Annotated in this window: 29 protein-coding genes and 1 pseudogene; all 30 read left to right on the top strand. The window is 32.7% G+C overall.

Features of this window, described 5'->3' with window-relative positions:
* The first annotated feature begins 28 nt into the window (after positions 1-28).
* The 30 genes and pseudogenes from JSQ73_RS01990 to JSQ73_RS01845 all read left to right on the top strand — a co-directional run bounded on the left by JSQ73_RS01990 (position 29) and on the right by JSQ73_RS01845 (position 16298).
* Positions 29-1213: a dicarboxylate/amino acid:cation symporter gene (locus tag JSQ73_RS01990; protein ID WP_214249419.1), complete on the top strand. Its 1185-nt coding sequence runs from the start codon at positions 29-31 to the stop codon at positions 1211-1213.
* The gene (gene pyrE / locus JSQ73_RS01985) at positions 1210-1800 is read left to right on the top strand and encodes an orotate phosphoribosyltransferase (protein WP_214249418.1); all 591 of its coding nucleotides are present in this window, start codon (positions 1210-1212) and stop codon (positions 1798-1800) included. Before JSQ73_RS01990 ends, pyrE begins: the two co-directional genes overlap by 4 nt.
* Positions 1801-2597: 797 nt before the next feature.
* Positions 2598-2738 (top strand): annotated as a pseudogene (locus tag JSQ73_RS01980) (EF-Tu C-terminal domain-related protein); the annotation flags it as partial.
* Between the two features lie 14 nt (positions 2739-2752).
* A complete protein-coding gene (gene rpsJ, locus JSQ73_RS01975; RefSeq protein ID WP_214250016.1) occupies positions 2753-3073 on the top strand; it encodes a 30S ribosomal protein S10 in 321 nt (106 codons plus the stop codon).
* A gap of 9 nt (positions 3074-3082) precedes the next feature.
* On the top strand, positions 3083-3805 hold the full coding sequence (rplC, locus tag JSQ73_RS01970; RefSeq protein WP_214250017.1) for a 50S ribosomal protein L3: 723 nt from the start codon (positions 3083-3085) through the stop codon (positions 3803-3805).
* A 2-nt stretch (positions 3806-3807) separates the two neighbouring features.
* Positions 3808-4422, top strand: a complete 615-nt coding sequence (rplD, locus tag JSQ73_RS01965) for a 50S ribosomal protein L4 (RefSeq protein ID WP_214250018.1) — start codon at positions 3808-3810, stop codon at positions 4420-4422.
* Positions 4419-4706 carry a 50S ribosomal protein L23 gene (locus tag JSQ73_RS01960; protein WP_010404680.1) on the top strand — a complete coding sequence of 96 codons (288 nt, stop codon included), beginning with the start codon at positions 4419-4421 and terminating at the stop codon, positions 4704-4706. Before rplD ends, JSQ73_RS01960 begins: the two co-directional genes overlap by 4 nt.
* A 1-nt stretch (position 4707) precedes the next feature.
* On the top strand, positions 4708-5532 hold the full coding sequence (gene rplB / locus JSQ73_RS01955; protein ID WP_214250019.1) for a 50S ribosomal protein L2: 825 nt from the start codon (positions 4708-4710) through the stop codon (positions 5530-5532).
* 3 nt (positions 5533-5535) lie between these two features.
* Complete coding sequence (rpsS, locus tag JSQ73_RS01950) at positions 5536-5820, top strand: 30S ribosomal protein S19 (RefSeq protein ID WP_010404687.1); 285 nt, start codon at positions 5536-5538, stop codon at positions 5818-5820.
* A gap of 9 nt (positions 5821-5829) precedes the next feature.
* Positions 5830-6180: a 50S ribosomal protein L22 gene (gene rplV / locus JSQ73_RS01945; protein WP_214250020.1), complete on the top strand. Its 351-nt coding sequence runs from the start codon at positions 5830-5832 to the stop codon at positions 6178-6180.
* 39 nt (positions 6181-6219) lie between these two features.
* The gene (gene rpsC, locus JSQ73_RS01940) at positions 6220-6840 is read left to right on the top strand and encodes a 30S ribosomal protein S3 (protein WP_214250021.1); all 621 of its coding nucleotides are present in this window, start codon (positions 6220-6222) and stop codon (positions 6838-6840) included.
* 11 nt (positions 6841-6851) lie between these two features.
* Positions 6852-7265, top strand: a complete 414-nt coding sequence (gene rplP, locus JSQ73_RS01935; RefSeq protein ID WP_214250022.1) for a 50S ribosomal protein L16 — start codon at positions 6852-6854, stop codon at positions 7263-7265.
* Positions 7266-7276: 11 nt separating this feature from the next.
* A complete protein-coding gene (rpmC, locus tag JSQ73_RS01930; RefSeq protein WP_214250023.1) occupies positions 7277-7480 on the top strand; it encodes a 50S ribosomal protein L29 in 204 nt (67 codons plus the stop codon).
* On the top strand, positions 7473-7703 hold the full coding sequence (gene rpsQ / locus JSQ73_RS01925) for a 30S ribosomal protein S17 (protein WP_214250024.1): 231 nt from the start codon (positions 7473-7475) through the stop codon (positions 7701-7703). Before rpmC ends, rpsQ begins: the two co-directional genes overlap by 8 nt.
* An 18-nt stretch (positions 7704-7721) precedes the next feature.
* On the top strand, positions 7722-8081 hold the full coding sequence (gene rplN / locus JSQ73_RS01920) for a 50S ribosomal protein L14 (RefSeq protein ID WP_007302542.1): 360 nt from the start codon (positions 7722-7724) through the stop codon (positions 8079-8081).
* Positions 8081-8395 (top strand): 50S ribosomal protein L24, encoded by a 315-nt coding sequence (gene rplX, locus JSQ73_RS01915; protein ID WP_410543640.1) that lies wholly within the window; start codon positions 8081-8083, stop codon positions 8393-8395. The genes rplN and rplX overlap by 1 nt, the downstream gene beginning before the upstream one ends.
* A gap of 6 nt (positions 8396-8401) precedes the next feature.
* Positions 8402-8938 (top strand): 50S ribosomal protein L5, encoded by a 537-nt coding sequence (rplE, locus tag JSQ73_RS01910; protein WP_211907859.1) that lies wholly within the window; start codon positions 8402-8404, stop codon positions 8936-8938.
* A gap of 12 nt (positions 8939-8950) precedes the next feature.
* A complete protein-coding gene (rpsN, locus tag JSQ73_RS01905) occupies positions 8951-9259 on the top strand; it encodes a 30S ribosomal protein S14 (RefSeq protein WP_214250025.1) in 309 nt (102 codons plus the stop codon).
* 22 nt (positions 9260-9281) lie between these two features.
* Positions 9282-9677, top strand: coding sequence for a 30S ribosomal protein S8 (rpsH, locus tag JSQ73_RS01900; protein ID WP_214250026.1), 396 nt, complete (start codon positions 9282-9284; stop codon positions 9675-9677).
* A gap of 16 nt (positions 9678-9693) precedes the next feature.
* Positions 9694-10239 carry a 50S ribosomal protein L6 gene (rplF, locus tag JSQ73_RS01895; protein ID WP_214250027.1) on the top strand — a complete coding sequence of 182 codons (546 nt, stop codon included), beginning with the start codon at positions 9694-9696 and terminating at the stop codon, positions 10237-10239.
* Between the two features lie 5 nt (positions 10240-10244).
* Positions 10245-10616, top strand: coding sequence for a 50S ribosomal protein L18 (locus JSQ73_RS01890; protein WP_214250028.1), 372 nt, complete (start codon positions 10245-10247; stop codon positions 10614-10616).
* Positions 10617-10628: 12 nt separating this feature from the next.
* Positions 10629-11141 carry a 30S ribosomal protein S5 gene (gene rpsE, locus JSQ73_RS01885; protein WP_214250029.1) on the top strand — a complete coding sequence of 171 codons (513 nt, stop codon included), beginning with the start codon at positions 10629-10631 and terminating at the stop codon, positions 11139-11141.
* Between the two features lie 3 nt (positions 11142-11144).
* A complete protein-coding gene (gene rplO, locus JSQ73_RS01880) occupies positions 11145-11615 on the top strand; it encodes a 50S ribosomal protein L15 (RefSeq protein WP_214250030.1) in 471 nt (156 codons plus the stop codon).
* A gap of 3 nt (positions 11616-11618) precedes the next feature.
* Entirely contained in the window at positions 11619-12947 is a 1329-nt protein-coding gene (secY, locus tag JSQ73_RS01875; RefSeq protein ID WP_214250031.1) for a preprotein translocase subunit SecY, read from the top strand.
* The gene (locus tag JSQ73_RS01870) at positions 12944-13585 is read left to right on the top strand and encodes an adenylate kinase family protein (RefSeq protein ID WP_214250032.1); all 642 of its coding nucleotides are present in this window, start codon (positions 12944-12946) and stop codon (positions 13583-13585) included. Before secY ends, JSQ73_RS01870 begins: the two co-directional genes overlap by 4 nt.
* A gap of 59 nt (positions 13586-13644) precedes the next feature.
* On the top strand, positions 13645-14013 hold the full coding sequence (gene rpsM, locus JSQ73_RS01865) for a 30S ribosomal protein S13 (RefSeq protein ID WP_214250033.1): 369 nt from the start codon (positions 13645-13647) through the stop codon (positions 14011-14013).
* 24 nt (positions 14014-14037) lie between these two features.
* Positions 14038-14424, top strand: a complete 387-nt coding sequence (rpsK, locus tag JSQ73_RS01860) for a 30S ribosomal protein S11 (RefSeq protein WP_214250034.1) — start codon at positions 14038-14040, stop codon at positions 14422-14424.
* Positions 14425-14444: 20 nt separating this feature from the next.
* Entirely contained in the window at positions 14445-15512 is a 1068-nt protein-coding gene (locus JSQ73_RS01855) for a DNA-directed RNA polymerase subunit alpha (RefSeq protein WP_214250044.1), read from the top strand.
* 7 nt (positions 15513-15519) lie between these two features.
* A complete protein-coding gene (gene rplQ / locus JSQ73_RS01850) occupies positions 15520-15948 on the top strand; it encodes a 50S ribosomal protein L17 (protein WP_214250035.1) in 429 nt (142 codons plus the stop codon).
* Positions 15949-15959: 11 nt separating this feature from the next.
* Positions 15960-16298 (top strand): YraN family protein, encoded by a 339-nt coding sequence (locus JSQ73_RS01845; protein WP_214250036.1) that lies wholly within the window; start codon positions 15960-15962, stop codon positions 16296-16298.

Below are 16298 nucleotides of genomic sequence, written 5' to 3'. Positions count from 1 at the left end.
ATAATATCATTATGAGGTTTTATTTTCAATGCGCAAACTTGCAATATTCTTTTCTATACTGTTTTCAGTTGTCGCTTACTATTTAAATAATGAAGTGATATTTGAAGTAGCAAAGCTATTTAGTGATATATTCATCAGTTTGTTGAAATTAATCAGTTTACCTTTGGTTTTTCTATCTATCGTGTCCACAATTTCAGGGCTTAAAGACTCAATTGAAATTAAAGTCTTACTTAAGAAGACGCTGTTCTATACGCTGCTTACAACCATTATAGCTGCATTTGTTGCGCTATCTTTTTATTTATTTATAGATCCAGTAAGAAAAAATTTTATAAGTAACACAATAGAAAGTGTGAGTGACAGCAACCACAATTACTTTTCATACTTAAAATCACTCATTCCATCAAATTTTGTGCAAGTTTTTCTTGAAAATAACGTTATTGGCAGCATATTGATTGCTTTTTTGATGGGTGGAGCTATTATTTCGCTCTCAAAAGAAAAACAAGATATATTACACCAAATATTTTCTGCACTATTTGATACACTTCTTAGAATTGCTCAAGGGTTATTAAAGTTTATTCCTCTTGCTGTATGGTCTTTTATCACATGTTTTTTATACGAGTTAAAAGGTGGCAGCGAATTCCATAGTCTTTTTTGGTATTTTGCTTGCATAATGTCTGCAAATTTCGTGCAAGCATTTGTGATTTTGCCACTACTCATGTGGCATAAAGGTATATCACCAATTCAAACGATGAAAGGTGTTATGCCAGCACTTACACTTGCATTTTTTTCTAAATCATCTAGTGCAACGCTGCCTACAACTATAGAATGTGTGCAAAATCAGCTAAAGGTACCAAAGAAATTGTCATCTTTTATTCTACCAATATGCACAACAGTCAATATGAATGCGTGTGCTGCATTTATTTTAATCACAGTGATGTTTGTTGCAGAGATGAATGGGCACACATTTTCCTTAAGTGAGATGTTCATATGGATTTTTTTAGCTACAGGAGCTGCAATTGGTAACGCTGGAGTGCCGATAGGGTGCTATTTTATGGCAACTAATTATTTGGTATCAATGAATGTTTCTTTGTACATTATGGGATTGATTTTGCCTATTTATACAATCATTGATATGTTTGAAACTGCAATAAATGTGTGGTCTGATATCTGTATAACACAGATAATTAATAAAGAATTTAAAACTCAAGAATGATATTAGATAATACAATAATAAAAGAATTTGAAGAGGCTGGTGCGATTTTGCACGGACATTTTGTACTCTCGTCAGGGCTGCACAGCAACACTTACATACAATGCGCTAAAATTTTTGAAAATCCAAGCAGAGCAATGAACGTTTGTGAGCTATTGGCGAATAAAATAAGAAAAGAGCTTATTGAACCCATAGATTTAATACTATCTCCTGCAATTGGTGGAATAATCGTGGGTTATGAGATTGGTAGACAGCTTGGAATCCGAACAATATTTTGCGAACGTGTTAATGGTAAATTTGAATTACGCTGTGGATTTGAGATTAAACAAGGTGAGAAGATATTACTAATTGAAGATGTGATTACCACAGGTAAATCTTCACTTGAAGCAGTAAAATGTGCAAAAGAGAAGGGAGGTAAAGTTGTTGCTGGAGCTTCTTTGATCAAGAGAAATAGTGAAACAAAACTACCTTTTCCTATCATATCTTTGATTGAACTAAATATCAAAAACTATAGCGAGGAAGAACTGCCAAGTGAATTAAAACAATTACCCATAATGAAACCTGGGAGTAGAGAATATTTAACAAAATAATTCTATATATGGCTAAAGTGATTCAGTAACTTTTACGTGTTATATGTTGATCTTTTTGCATCAAAGTTAGATATTACAGTTTATTTTCCTGTATTCGTTCAACAGAATGGCAAAATAAGATAGACAAATAAAGATATAAAGTAAAAACAATAATAGGTGTCATTCCGGTTTGTGACACTTACTTTATGTAATTTCATTGCAAACGTTGTTTTTATTATAATACCTCCTATGATTAGTTTGCTTGTGAGCACCAGTGTCTGGGCACTGGAATGAAAAGAAAAGGCTAATTGAATGACAGGAAAGGAAGTACTAAAAACAAATAGGTGTCATTCCAGCGCGTGACGCTGTAATCCAGAAAGGAACAATGGATCCCAGTGTCTGAGCACTGGGATGATAAGGTAGGAAGCACTGGGATAAAACCTTTTTTCTTCAATATTTTGCACAGTAGCTATGCAACTTAACAGATACTTTTCTCTTCATTTATCCTTAAGTTTTTATGGGTTTAAAAAACATAAAAACCTTATATAAAACCCCTATTGTGATTAAAAATACACTAAATCTTGGTTTTCACATATTTCATCTTGTGCAGCAAAAGACAATAATTTTGCTCTCTCAAGGAAACTTTTTGCACTAGCTTCTAAGAACCTGTACGTGATCTCAAAAAAGGGATAGAATGAGAGGATAAAGTAGGATATGGGAAGTTTATATCCAAGTGATATAAGTCGAGGAAAGTTTGAGATTATTGTAGCAGATCTGAAGTCTTGCAGGAAGAGGACAAAGCCAAGAACACTTGAAAGGAGATGGTAATGCCAGGAGACAATGTAAGTATAGAAGTGGAGTTGCAAGTACCAATAGCAATGGATAAAGGATTGCGTTTTGCGATAAGAGAAGGTGGTAGAACTGTTGGTTCTGGCGTTGTTTCAGAAATTTTAGAATGAGTATAATAACTAAGATGAAGCAAGATATATATATTAGAATCAAAGCTTTCGATTGTTCTTTATTGGAAAAGTGTATTCGCGAATTTATTGATCAATTAAAGCAGTTTAATGCAGATTTATCTGGTCCGATTGCGTTGCCAAGAAAAGATTCTAAATTTACTGTTAATAGGTCTCCTCATGTTGATAAAAAATCTCGTGAGCAATTTGAAATGAGAATTTCTAAGCGGTTAATTATTGTACATAATCCTACTTCTACTATGATGAAGATGCTTGCAGATTTATCTTTTTCTGCTGGTGTAGAAGCGGATTTAAAGGTTAAGGAAGTTAATATTTAGGAAAAGGAAATGAAGAGAATAAATTCGCTTAGGAGAATTGGTTTGTTAATGACGAATGTTGGCCATACTGCTATGTATTTTGATAATAGTCGTATGGCTGTAACCTTATTGCATCTCAGCGAAACTTATATTATCGATATAAAAGGACAAGATAAATGTGGCTATAATTCAGTCATTTTAGGCACGGGAGATTTAAAAAAAATAGCAAAACCTCAGTTGGAATATTTAAAGAAAAAGGGTATAAATAGTAAATGTAAATTATACGAAAGTAGATTAACTGATCTATTCGGAATAGAATGTGGTAAAAAGGTGGAGGTTAATCATTTTGTAGTTGGTCAATATCTTGACATTACGGGTTATTCTTTAGGCAAAGGGTTTGCTGGTGTGATGAAGCGGCATAACTTCAGTGGGCTTAGGGCATCTCATGGCGTTTCTATTGCTCATAGATCACAAGGTTCTACTGGTCAATGTCAAGATCCTGGTAGAGTATTCAAGGGGAAGAAAATGGCTGGTCATTTAGGTAATAGCAGAGTAACTGTACAGAATATGAAAATATTATCCATTGATTATGAAAATAGCATAATTGTTGTAAAGGGTAATAATGTTCCTGGGTTTAAAAACTCTTATGTTTTTGTGAGAGATGCAGTTAAAAAGCCTTTACATAAAGATGTTCCTTTTCCAGTAGGTCTGCTGTTGAATATGAGTGATGATGCTAATAATTTGGTGAGTTAGTTATGGAATGTGAATTAGTTGATCTATCTAATAATAATGTAGGTAGTGTTGAGCTTAATCCCTTGATATTTTCTGCCAAGCAAAAATTGAGTATTTTGCATGATATAGTGAGATGGCAATTAGCAAAGAGAAGAGTTGGTGCTCATAAAACAAAGGGTATCAGTGATATTTCTGGTACAACAGCTAAGCCGTATGGTCAAAAACGTACCGGTAGAGCGAGACAGGGGAGCTTGCGATCTCCTCAGTTTAGAGGTGGTGGAATTATTTTTGGTCCTGTTGTGAGGAGTCATGCTTATTCTCTTAATAAAAAAGTACGTAAACTTGGTTTGAAAATTGCTTTATCTCTAAAATATTTAAATAATCAAGTTATTGTTCTTGATAATTTAAATGTTGATGTGAAGAAAACATCTAAAATGTGTGAATATATTAAAAATTTTAAATTTTCTTCTTTTTTAATAGTTGGTGATTATGGAGATGATTTTTTACGTGCTGCTAAAAATTTGCATTATGTAGATTTAATCAAACCTATTGGGTTAAATGTTTTTGATATATTGAATCATGAATGCGTGATGTTAACAAAAGACACTTTAAAGCATCTTGAAGGTAGATTGTTATGATTAAATATAATAATATAATAAAATCTCCTGTAATCACAGAAAAGGCTTCTCTTTTAAGAGAGAAGTTTAATAAATACTCTTTGTATGTTTTTGTAAATGTAAATAAGCGTCAAATAAAATCGGCAATAGAGTCTTTATTTAATGTCAGAATTTCTTCTATAAATGTTATTAGAGTTAAACCTAAATATAGACGTTTCAGAGGTGTGGTTGGTTGTAAAAAACAGAGAAAAAAGGTTTATTTTTCTTTGATAGATGGTCAAAAATTAGATATAATGAGCGTTTAATATGGGTATGAAATTTTTTAATCCTGTTACTCCGTCTTCTCGTGGGACTATATTAATAAGTAAAATTGGTTTATCAAAAGATAAGCCGGAGAAGTCTCTTGTATTTGGTAAGAAATCCAGTGGTGGAAGAAATAATCATGGTAGAATTACAACTCGTCACAGGGGTGGTGGTCACAAGAAGAAGTATAGAGTTATAGATTTTAAACGTAATAGAAGTGATCAGGGTATAGTTGAGAAAATAGAGTATGATCCAAATAGAAGTGGGTTTTTAGCATTAATATCATATAAGGAAGATGATACTAAATCTTATATATTAGCTCCTCAAGGTATGAAGCTTGGTGATGTTGTGACAGCTGGAGATGATGCTGATATTCTGCCAGGTAATTGTTTATTGTTGAAATATATACCTGTTGGTTCTTTTGTTCATAACGTTGAATTGAAGCCAGGTGGTGGTGCTGTAATTGCTAGAGCTGCGGGTTGTTGTGCGCAAATTGTTGGTTGTGATGGTCAATATGTTTTATTGCGGCTTAGGTCTGGTCAAATTAGGTTGATTTTATCTTCTTGCAAGGCTACTATTGGTGTAGTATCTAACCTTGACCATAAGAATAGAAAGTTGGGTAAAGCTGGGAGAAGTAGGTGGCTTGGGATTAGACCTACTGTACGTGGAGTTGCAATGAATCCGGTTGACCATCCTCATGGAGGTGGAGAGGGAAAAACTTCTGGCGGTCGTCATCCTGTTACTCCTTGGGGTGTTGCAACAAAAGGAAACAAAACTAGGAAAAAAAATAAATCTAGTGATAAGTATATAAAAAAATTGAAAGGTTAATTTATGAGTAGATCTGTATGGAAACCACCTTTTTTACACCCATCTGTACTAAGATTAGTTCAGAGAGCTTTAAAAGAGGGTTCTATTAATAAGGTGATAAAAATTCATTCCAGGGCTTCTGTAATTCTTCCTAATTGTTTGGGTTTAAAGTTTGCTGTTTATAATGGTAAAGATTACATTCCTGTTAGTGTTGATAATCAGAATATGATAGGTCATAAATTTGGTGAATTTTCACCTACTCGTAAATTTACTGGGCACGGTGGTGATAAAAAGGCAACAAGAAGATAGGTAATTGATATGAAAAATAGGGATATAATAGTTGAGGCTGGTTCTAGGGTTTTAAAATCGACTCCTCGCAAATTGAATTTGGTTGCTGATTTAGTACGTAATAAAAAAGTTTCTTTTGCTAATGTACAATTAAGATTTTGTGAAAAAAAAGCTGCTGGTTTTATAATGAAAGTGTTGAATTCTGCAATTTCTAATGCTCAAAATAATTATGGATTGAATATTGATAATTTATATATAAAGGAAATTTTAATAGGTAAGTCCCTTACTTTGCGTAGAGTATATCCAAAAGCTATGGGTAGGGCTAATAGAATGAGTAAATTTTATAGTAATATAACTATAAAACTGAAAGAAATTGTATGATTTATAGAAATGGAAAGTTAATAAGAAAAGTGTAAAAATATGGGACAAAAGGTTAATCCTAAAGTATTTAGATTACAAGTAAATAGTAATACCTGGGATTCTGTTTGGTGTGCTACAGACGATTATAAACAGAGATTGCATCACGATCTATTTATTCGCAGTTATATAAATGAATCCTTTAAGCATGCTGGTATTTCTAAAGTAATTGTAGAGCGTACAGTTAATTTAGTGTCTGTAATAATACATTCTTCTAAGCCTGGAGTTATAATAGGTAAGAAGGGTTTAGATGTTGAGAAGATAAAGCAAAAAATAGCTAAAAAAGTAGAAAGTAGTGTCGAAGTGAATATAGTAGGAGTTAAAAAGTCTGAAATAGATGCAGCTTTAATATCAAGGAGTATTACACATCAGCTAGAAAAAAGGATTTCATGTAGAAGAGCGATGAAAAAAGCTATTCAAAATTGTTTGAAGATGGGTGCTGAGGGTATTAAAGTAAGTTGCTCTGGGCGTCTTGGTGGAGCTGAAATAGCTCGTACTGAATGGTACAAAGAAGGTCGTTTGCCTTTACACACTTTGCGTGCTAATATAGATTATGCTTTTTGTGAAGCGAAGACTATATGTGGTACTATAGGAGTTAAAGTTTGGGTTTATGTTGGTAGTTAAGGTATATTGAAATGTTTGTTCCCAAAAAGAGTAAATATAAAAAGTCATTTAAGGGGAGAATCAAGGGTAATGCTAAGGGTGGTAGCACGCTGTCTTTTGGAGATTATGGATTAAAAGCTATGGAAGTAGGTAAGGTTCAGTCTAAGCATATTGAAACTGCAAGGCGCGTAATATCTAGAACGTTAAAACGCTCTGGTAAATTGTGGATAAGAATTTTTCCTGATACCCCAGTTAGTAAAAAGCCAGCAGATGTACGTATGGGTAAAGGGAAAGGTAGTGTTGAATTTTGGGTATTTAAAGCTAAGCCCGGTAGGGTTTTGTTTGAAATTAGTAGTGATGTTCCCATGCATTTAGCAAGATTGGCGCTTGAAAAAGCGACTGCTAAGCTTCCTATGAAGTGTAAATTTATATCTAAGCATAATTGAATGGAGTTGCAATGGATATAGTTAAATTTGAATCAGAATCTTCACAAGGATTACATGAACTTCTTGTGAATTTGAGGAAAGAATTTGTTAATTTGGCTTTTCAAAAAAAGCTGGGCCAGTGCAACAATTTTTCACGTTTTAGCTTAATAAGAAAGAGCATAGCTCGTAGTCTAACTGTATTGAATAGAAGAAAGAAAGAGGGAAAAAATGCCTAAGAAGGTTTTTTGTGGTGTCGTAACTAATGCTGAGTCTGATAAGACTGTAAAAGTTTCGGTGTTACAAGTGTATCAGGATAGGCTGTATAAAAAAGTTATTAAAAAATACAAGAAGTATACAGCACATGATGAGAATAATAGTTGCAAAAAGGGAGATAGGGTTTTAATACAGGAACATAAGCCTATTTCTGTTACTAAAAAATGGGTTGTTATCAATAGCTAAAAAGGAATAGGTATTTATATGATTCAAAAAAATACATTGTTAGAAGTAGCTGATAATTCTGGTGCGCGTGCAGTGCTTTGTATTGGCTTGTTAGGTGGTAGGAAATCTGCATCTGTAGGTGATACGATTATTATATCTACTAAGTCTATTAACCCAAAAGGTAAAGTTGAAAAAGGAAAAGTATATAAAGCAGTTGTTGTTAGAGTAAAAAATAGTGTTAAGAAATCTGATGGTTCTGTAATTCGTTTTTCTAGCAATGCTGTGGTTTTAATTAATGATCAAGGTGAACCACTTGGCACTCGGGTATTTGGTCCAGTAAAAAAGTTATTATCTGGTTCTTTTATGAAAATAATGTCATTAGCTGATGAGGTTTTATAATGAGTGCTAAAATAAAAAGTGGTGATGATATTATAGTTTTAACTGGTAAAGATAAGAGAAAAATTGGTAAGGTAATTAAAGTTATAATACGTGATGCTAAAAAGAAAATAGTTGTTTCTGGCGTAAATGTGTGTAAGAGACATACTAAACCAAGAGCTGGTAGTGGTGGTATATTGAATAAAGAGTTAGCTATTGATGTATCCAATGTTGCAATATTGGATCCTAAGTATAAAACTCCAACTAAAGTAGGATTTAAGATTATAGATGGTAGAAAAGTGCGTTTTGCAAAAGTTTCTGGAGAAGTGATAGATTAGGTTGATATGTTTAAACAATTGTATAAAGATAATATAGTAAAATCTTTAAAGGATAAGTTTAACTATGGCAATGTAATGCAAGTGCCTAAACTTGTCAAGGTCTGTATCAATATGGGCGTTGGAGATGCTGCTACGGACAATAAAGCGATAAATGAGCCATTTGATAATCTACATTTGATTGCTGGGCAAAAGCCTGTGTTAACCTTTGCAAAAAAATCTATTTCTGGTTTCAAAATTAGAAAAGGTGCAACTGTAGGTTGTAAAGTGACTTTGCGTAGAAATAAAATGTATGAATTCTTAGAAAGATTAATATATATTGCTTTGCCAAGGGAAAAAGATTTTAGAGGGTTTAGTGTGAAGCAATTTGATGGTCATGGTAATTTTTCCTTTGGTATCAAGGAGCATATATCATTTTTAGAAATAGACTATGATAAAATAAGCAAAATTAGAGGTATGGATATTAATATTATAACAAGTGCAGTTAGTGATAAGGAAGCAAAGGAATTATTACTGGCTCTTAAATTCCCTTTTTTTGATAATTGAGAGAAAATATATATGGCAAAAAAATCCATGATACAGAAGAATCTTCGTAGAATAAAGTTATGCGATCAGTATAGGGAGAGAAGGGAAGAATTAAAATCTATAATGAATAATAAGGATTTATCTATTGCAAAAAGGTTTGCAGCTCAAAGTAAGCTGATTAAAAAATTGCCTAAGGATTCTTCTAAAATCAGAATTAGGAATAGATGCGCTTTAACTGGTAGGCCGAGAGGGGTATATAGAAAATTTGGTTTATGTAGGATTGTTTTACGTGATTTGTGTTCTTTTGGACAAGTTCCAGGGGTTACAAAATCTAGTTGGTAAATGTGATATAAGGAGTGTAATAGTGTCGTTATCTGATGGTATCGGTGATTTTTTAACAAGAATACGTAATGCTCAATTGGCAATGCATAGGGAAACAAGAGTCCTATTCTCTAAAGTGAATTCTTCTATATTGAAGATCTTAAAAGAGGAAGGGTATATTCTTAATTATAAAAAGCAAGAGAGTGATAGTGTCCCTTCGCTTGTTGTGCAGTTGAAGTATTATGATAAATCACCTGTGATTAATGATATAGCTAGGGTATCAAAGCCCGGTTGTCGTTATTATTCTAAGTCTAAGGACATTTCTAAAGCATATAATGGTCTTGGAATTTTTATTATATCTACGCCGAAAGGAGTGATGACCGATTATAATGCACGTAGATTAAAAGTTGGTGGAGAAGTTTTGTGTCGTGTATTTTAAATGATAGGAGAAATGTATGTCTCGTATAGGTGCCGCACCTATCAATATTCCTGCTGATCTTTCAGTTGAATATAATAATGGTAGGGTATTAATAAGAAGTGTTAGGGCAGAAAAAGAGCTGAACTTGTGTAGTGGCATTCTGTGTCAGATAGTTGATAATCAATTGTTACTTTCTGTTGATCAAGGCAGGGATGATTATAATAAAATAAAATCTATATGGGGCACTTATAGAAGTAATATTAATAACATGATTAACGGTATGGTTAATGATTTTTCTGTTGATCTTGAGATTAATGGTGTAGGGTATAAAGCAGAATGTGATGATAAGTATTTGACTTTATATCTTGGTTATAGTCATAATATTAAGTATAAAGTGCCTAAAGACGTTGAGATTAAGTGTATAAAGCCAACTCATTTAGTGATTCGCGGTATGGATAAGCAAAAAGTCTATATGGTGGCTTCTGATATATGCAAAATTAGAAAATATGATCCTTATAAAGGTAAGGGTATTGTAATAAAAGGCAAATTTATGCTGCGTAAGGTTGTAAATAAAAAGAAGTAATTAAAATGAAAAGATTGTATAATTTTTTAAGTAGCTATGAAAAAAGGAAACTTCGTAATAGAGCGAAGCTCGATAAGAGCGCTGGGCGTTTACGTGTATCCATATTTAAGTCTAATAAACATTTTTACGTTCAGTTGATTAACGATGCAAAAGGAACAACCCTAGCTTCTGCTTCTACTTTGGATGATAAAATTAGGAATGTATGTAAAGGTAGGGTCAATGCTGAAACTATAAAACAGGTTTCTTCTTTATTGATTGAGCGTCTCCCTAGTACAAAATTGCAGCAGCGGTTCGTCTTTGATCGGGGGGCATATAAGTATACAGGATTGATTTCTCAATTTGCTGAAGCTTTAAGAAGCTCTAGATTTGAATTTTAGAAGGTTTAAAGTATGGTTGTAAAGAATTTACAAAATAATTCTGATTTATCAGAACTTTTGGTTTCAGTCCGAAGGGTAACAACGGTTACTAAAGGTGGTAGAAGATTTTCATTTTCAACTTTGGTTGTTGTTGGTGATGGTAAGGGTAGGGTAGGATGTGGAATAGGTAAACACGCAGAGGTTGCTGAAGCAAGAGTGAAAGCTGTAAATGCTGCAAAGAAGTCGATGATTAGGGTGTACTTACGTGAAGGTAGAACTTTACATCATGATATTAAAGCTAAATTTTGTTCTGGTGAGATAGTTTTAAGAGCTGCAAGAACTGGAACAGGTATTATTGCTGGTGGAGCAATGAGGTCGGTTTTTGAGGTATTAGGTATAAAGGATGTGGTAGCTAAGTCTACTAGATCAAATGATCCTCATAATATTATATGTGCAGTATTTAAGGCTTTTAATGTTATGTTATCTCCTCGCCAAGTGGCAGGTAAGAGGGGTAAAAAGATTAGTGAGATAGTTGGAAATAGGTAAACTATGAATGATGCTGTGAAATTAAATTCTATATTTACCAAATTATCTGAGAAAAAGAAGCCTAAATTATTAGGTAGAGGTATTGGTTGCGGTAAAGGTAAAACATCCGGTAGGGGGCATAAAGGGCAGAAAGCGAGAAGTGGCGTTTCTATAAATGGTTTTGAAGGTGGACAGCAGTCTATATATACTCGTTTACCTAAAAGAGGTTTTAAGCCTATACGCAAAAACTTATACTCTATATTTAATGTTGGTGATGTACAGTGCTTAATGGAAGCTAAAAAAATAGTCAAGGATTCTATAATAGATAAGGAGCTACTGCATAAATTAGGTTTTATCAGATCTGTAAAAAGTAAAATCAAACTTCTTAATAAGGGTAAATTAAGCGAGAAATTTGTGTTTCATGTTGATTTTGCATCAGAAGCTGCAAAAAGATCTGTAGCTTCAGTTGGTGGTAGTGTAGAAATACTATCATGAATTATGAACAGTAAATTTGCATTTGATAGTTTGGATTCTACGTTATTATATAAAGCTGATTTACTAAAGCGTATATTTTTTACGCTGATGGCTTTAGTTTGTTATCGTTTAGGCACTTATGTTCCTATTCCTGGAATTAATTTTGATATAATCAATGATATATTTTCAAAAGAGAATTCTGGTATTTTTGGAGTATTTAATTTATTTTCTGGTGGCGCTTTAGCTAGAATGACGATCTTGGCGTTAAACGTTATGCCATACATAGTTGCATCCATAGTTATGCAATTATTGTCTTCTGCCGTTAAAGGAATCAATGAAATTAAAAATGACGGAGAGTTAGGACGTCGAAAGATGAATTCTTATATACGCTATATGACTATAGTGTTTTGTATCTTTCAATCAATTACGATCTTAACAGGGTTAGAAAGAATGAATAGAGAAGGGGTATTAGTTGTAGTTGAACCTGGTATTATGTTTCGTACTATAGGTGTCTTTAGCCTTTTAGGCGGAACTATATTTTTAATATGGCTTGGTGAGCGGATCAGTGTGAGCGGTATAGGCAATGGTATCTCATTAATCATTTTTACTGGCATAACATCTGAATTACATAATGCTTTATCATCTCTGCTAACATTAAATAAAAATGGTAGTATGTCGTTTTTCATTACCCTTTTTGTTATAGCATTGTTTTTTTTACTTCTCCTCTTAGTCATTTTTACAGAATCTTCTTATAGAAAGGTAATTGTTCAATATCCCAAAAAACAGTTTAAAAAATTACATAATGATGATTTTACTTACATTCCATTGAAGATCAATTTATCTGGTGTAATACCAACTATTTTTGCTAACGCAATTTTATTAACGCCTATTTCAATAGCAAATTTCTATAAAGGTCATGCCATTGCTGATTTTATTTTAAACTACTTTATGGCAAATAAAGTGATGTACATTATAACTTACTTAATACTCATAGTACTTTTTAATTTTTTCTATACCAATTTTATATTTAATCCAGAGGAAAATGCTGATTTTCTTAGGAAAAATGGTGGTTTTATTCCTGGTAGAGGGCCTGGAAAACATACTTCTGATTATCTTCAAGATATAGTTTTTAAATTAACATTTATTGGGTCTGCGTATTTGGTGGTAATATGTACTATACCTGAAATTATGAGGTATCATTATGATATACCATTTATTTTTGGTGGGACGAGCTTGCTGATTATAGTTAACGTTATTACTGATACTATTATGCAAGTACAATCTTATGTTTTTTCAAATAGGTACGATAGTTGGATAAAGAAATATGAGTCTAAAACAAGGAGACTAAAGTGATTACTACAATTTTTGGTCCTCCTGGCTCTGGTAAGGGTACTCAGTCCAGTTTGTTAATAGCAAAGTATAATTTTAAATTAGTTTCAGTAGGAGATTTATTAAGGAATATTATATCTAGTGGGAGTAAATTAGGTAAAGGAATAAAGGATACTGTTGAATCTGGTAATTTAATTCAAGATGAAGTTATATGTAAATTATTGTGTGACCAGCTTGCATTAATAGATGGTGATTTTTTGTTAGATGGTTTTCCAAGAAATTTAAATCAAGCTCATTTTTTAACTCAAGTTTTGCAAAAAAGATGCAATAGGGATGTTGATCTTGTAATTGAGTTGCAGCTTGACGATAATATTGCAATTGATAGATTAAAAGATCGTCTTACTTGTTTAGATTGTAAAAGTATATATAGTATATCTTCTTTTAAAAATACTACTTGTGCTAAATGTAAAAGTACGAGATTGGAGAAGAGAATTGATGATGCTAATATGCTTGCAATTAATAAGAGGATAAGAGAATATCATTTTCAGATGAAGGGTTTGCACGAATATTATAAGGGCAAGTTGTTAACAATTAACGCTAATTTGAGTGTTGATAGAGTAATGCAAGAGATTGAAAGTAAAATTTCTTGTAATTTGATTTGACTATAAGTTGTTTTATGGTATAAATTAAGAGTTATTATTAATAAAGTATCGAGGTATCAGTGGCACGTATTGCAGGCATAAATGTTCCAGTGAAGAAGTGTATTCCTTTTGCATTAACTTATATACATGGTATAGGTATTACTACTGCGAATATCATTTGTCGTAGCTGTAAAATTGATGAGCGTAAGCGTGTTTCAGAATTACAAGATGAAGATATAGAGAAAATTAGTAGTTTTATTAGGCAAAAATATGTCATAGAGGGTGAGCTCAGAAAAAAAGTGGCTATGGATATAAAATTTTTAATGGAAATCGGTTGCTATAGAGGATTAAGGCATAGAAAAGGTTTGCCTGTGAGGGGACAAAGAACCCATACTAATGCTAAAACTCGTAAAGGCAGATCTAAATTGCCTATTGCTGGGAAAAAATAAAATTTGTTATTATCGTGAGTTTTTATGAAAAAAGTTAAAACGGTTGGTAAGAATACAAAAAGGTTTATTACTGGTATTGTCCATATTCGTGCAACTTTTAATAATACTTTTGTAAATGTGACTGATGTTTGTGGTAATACGCTTTACCAGACTTCTGTTGGTGCATCTGGTTTTTCTGGTTCGAGAAAATCCACACCTTATGCTGCAGGTAAGGTTGCCGATTCTGCTGCGAAGAAAGTAATAGAGAGATTTGGTATGAAGGTTGTTTCTGTAATAATTCGTGGCCCTGGTTTTGGTGCAGAAGCTGCAGTTAAAGCACTTCGGAATTGTGGATTGACTGTCACTTCAATTGCAGATAAAACGGCGATACCTCATAATGGGTGTAGATTAAGGAAAAAAAGAAGAGTATAGGATATTTGGAAGGTTTTTGTATGTATTATAGTGATAGTGTTTCTTTCTGTGCAAATTTAGATAGATTAACTAAGCCTAATGCGATTAAGGTAATATCAGGTGATTCAAGTAAAAAAAGTGATATAGTTCTAGAACCTTTGGAAAGTGGTTTTGCTTTAACGTTGGGTCATGCATTAAGGCGTGTAATGTTGTCTTCTCTTCGCGGTAGTGCTGTTTATGGAGTAAAAATTGAAGGCGTGAATCATGAATTTACTTCGATCCAAGGAGTTAGGGAAGACATAACTGATATAGCATTAAATATGGGCATGTTGAGATGTAAGCTAAATAACACGTCTAATAAGTGCTTAAATTTGAGCGCTAAAGGGCCTTGTCAAGTATTAGCTGGAATGATAGAAACTGATGACCAATGCTCTATTGTTAATAAAGATTTGGTGATATGTACACTAGGTCAAGATGTGGAGCTTAACATTACTATATATGTTGCTAGTGGAAAAGGTTATCTTTCTGTAAATAAATATAAAGAAAATGAATTTTTAAAGTCTATGAATGAACAAGATTTAATTGGTTTTATTCCAGTTAATGCTTTATATAGTCCTGTTGAGAGGGTTTCGTATAGAGTAGAGAATAGTCGTGTTGGTCAAGTTACTGATAAAGATAAGCTGATATTGTCAATTGAAACTGATGGTACAATCTCTCCAAGTCAAGCTGTTGACTATGCTGCAAGAATATTACAGGAGCAATTTCAGCCTTTTATTAGTTCTGATATGAGTTATAAAAAATCGCAAGTTTCTTTGTCTAGTGGTGCTAAAGATTTGGGCTATGATCCTGTTCTATTGCGTAAAGTAGATGAAATGGAATTATCTGTTAGATCCCATAACTGTTTGAAAAATGAAAATATCACTTATATAGGTGATCTTGTGCAAAAGACGGAAGTTGAAATGTTAAGAACTGCTAATTTTGGACGAAAGTCTTTGAATGAAATCAAGGCAATTTTAAATAATTCAGATTTGTCTTTGGGTATGAATATACCAAATTGGCCTCCTAAGGATATAGATGAACTGGCTAAACAACATACTGATGAGGATTAGGTAGTATATGAAACATGGAATAAAGAAAAATAAACTGTCTCGTTGTACCGAGCATAGGTTATCAATGTTAAAGAATCTATCTATCTCGTTAATTAATCATGAGCAGATTGTAACTACTTTACCAAAGGCTAAAGCACTTCGTCCATATGTGGAAAAGTTTATTACAATTGCTAAGAATAACGATTCTTTACATGGTAGAAGGCTTTTGCTTTCACGTCTTCATAATAGTAAGTTAGTAGTTGATAAATTATTAAGCGTTCTAGCTAATCGTTATCAAGACCGTAAAGGTGGATATTCTAGAATAATAAAATTTGGTACTCGAAAGGGTGATTGCGCTTCAATGGCAGTGATAGAGCTAGTTGATAGAGATATTTCAGCAAAAGGTGAGATTTATAGTAAAAATAAAAAAGGAAGCAAAGTAGTTACACAAAGCTAATTATTCTTTTTATGGTAAGTAGGTTACGCTATTTTGTAGGTTACTTTGGAGAATTGTTAGTTTCGATATATTTAAAGCTGAAATTCTATAATGTTACAAAACGTCGCTTCCGTTGTAAGTTGGGTGAAATTGACTTAATTGTATCTAAAAAAAAGGAGCTGATTTTTATAGAAGTTAAAACAAGTTTATTTGGAAAAGAAGTACCGATATCTCATTTTCAGTGTCAGTCTATTATAAATTCTTCTAAATATTTCTTAAGTAAAAATCTTGATTTTTTAGATTATTCAGTCAGATATGATTTATGTTTTCTTTCCTTAAGGAGAAGACCTATTTATATAAAAAATGCTTGA

Source organism: Wolbachia endosymbiont of Anopheles demeilloni (assembly GCF_018491735.2).
In the GTDB taxonomy this organism is placed as follows: domain Bacteria; phylum Pseudomonadota; class Alphaproteobacteria; order Rickettsiales; family Anaplasmataceae; genus Wolbachia.
This window is presented reverse-complemented; position numbering and strand designations above follow the sequence as displayed.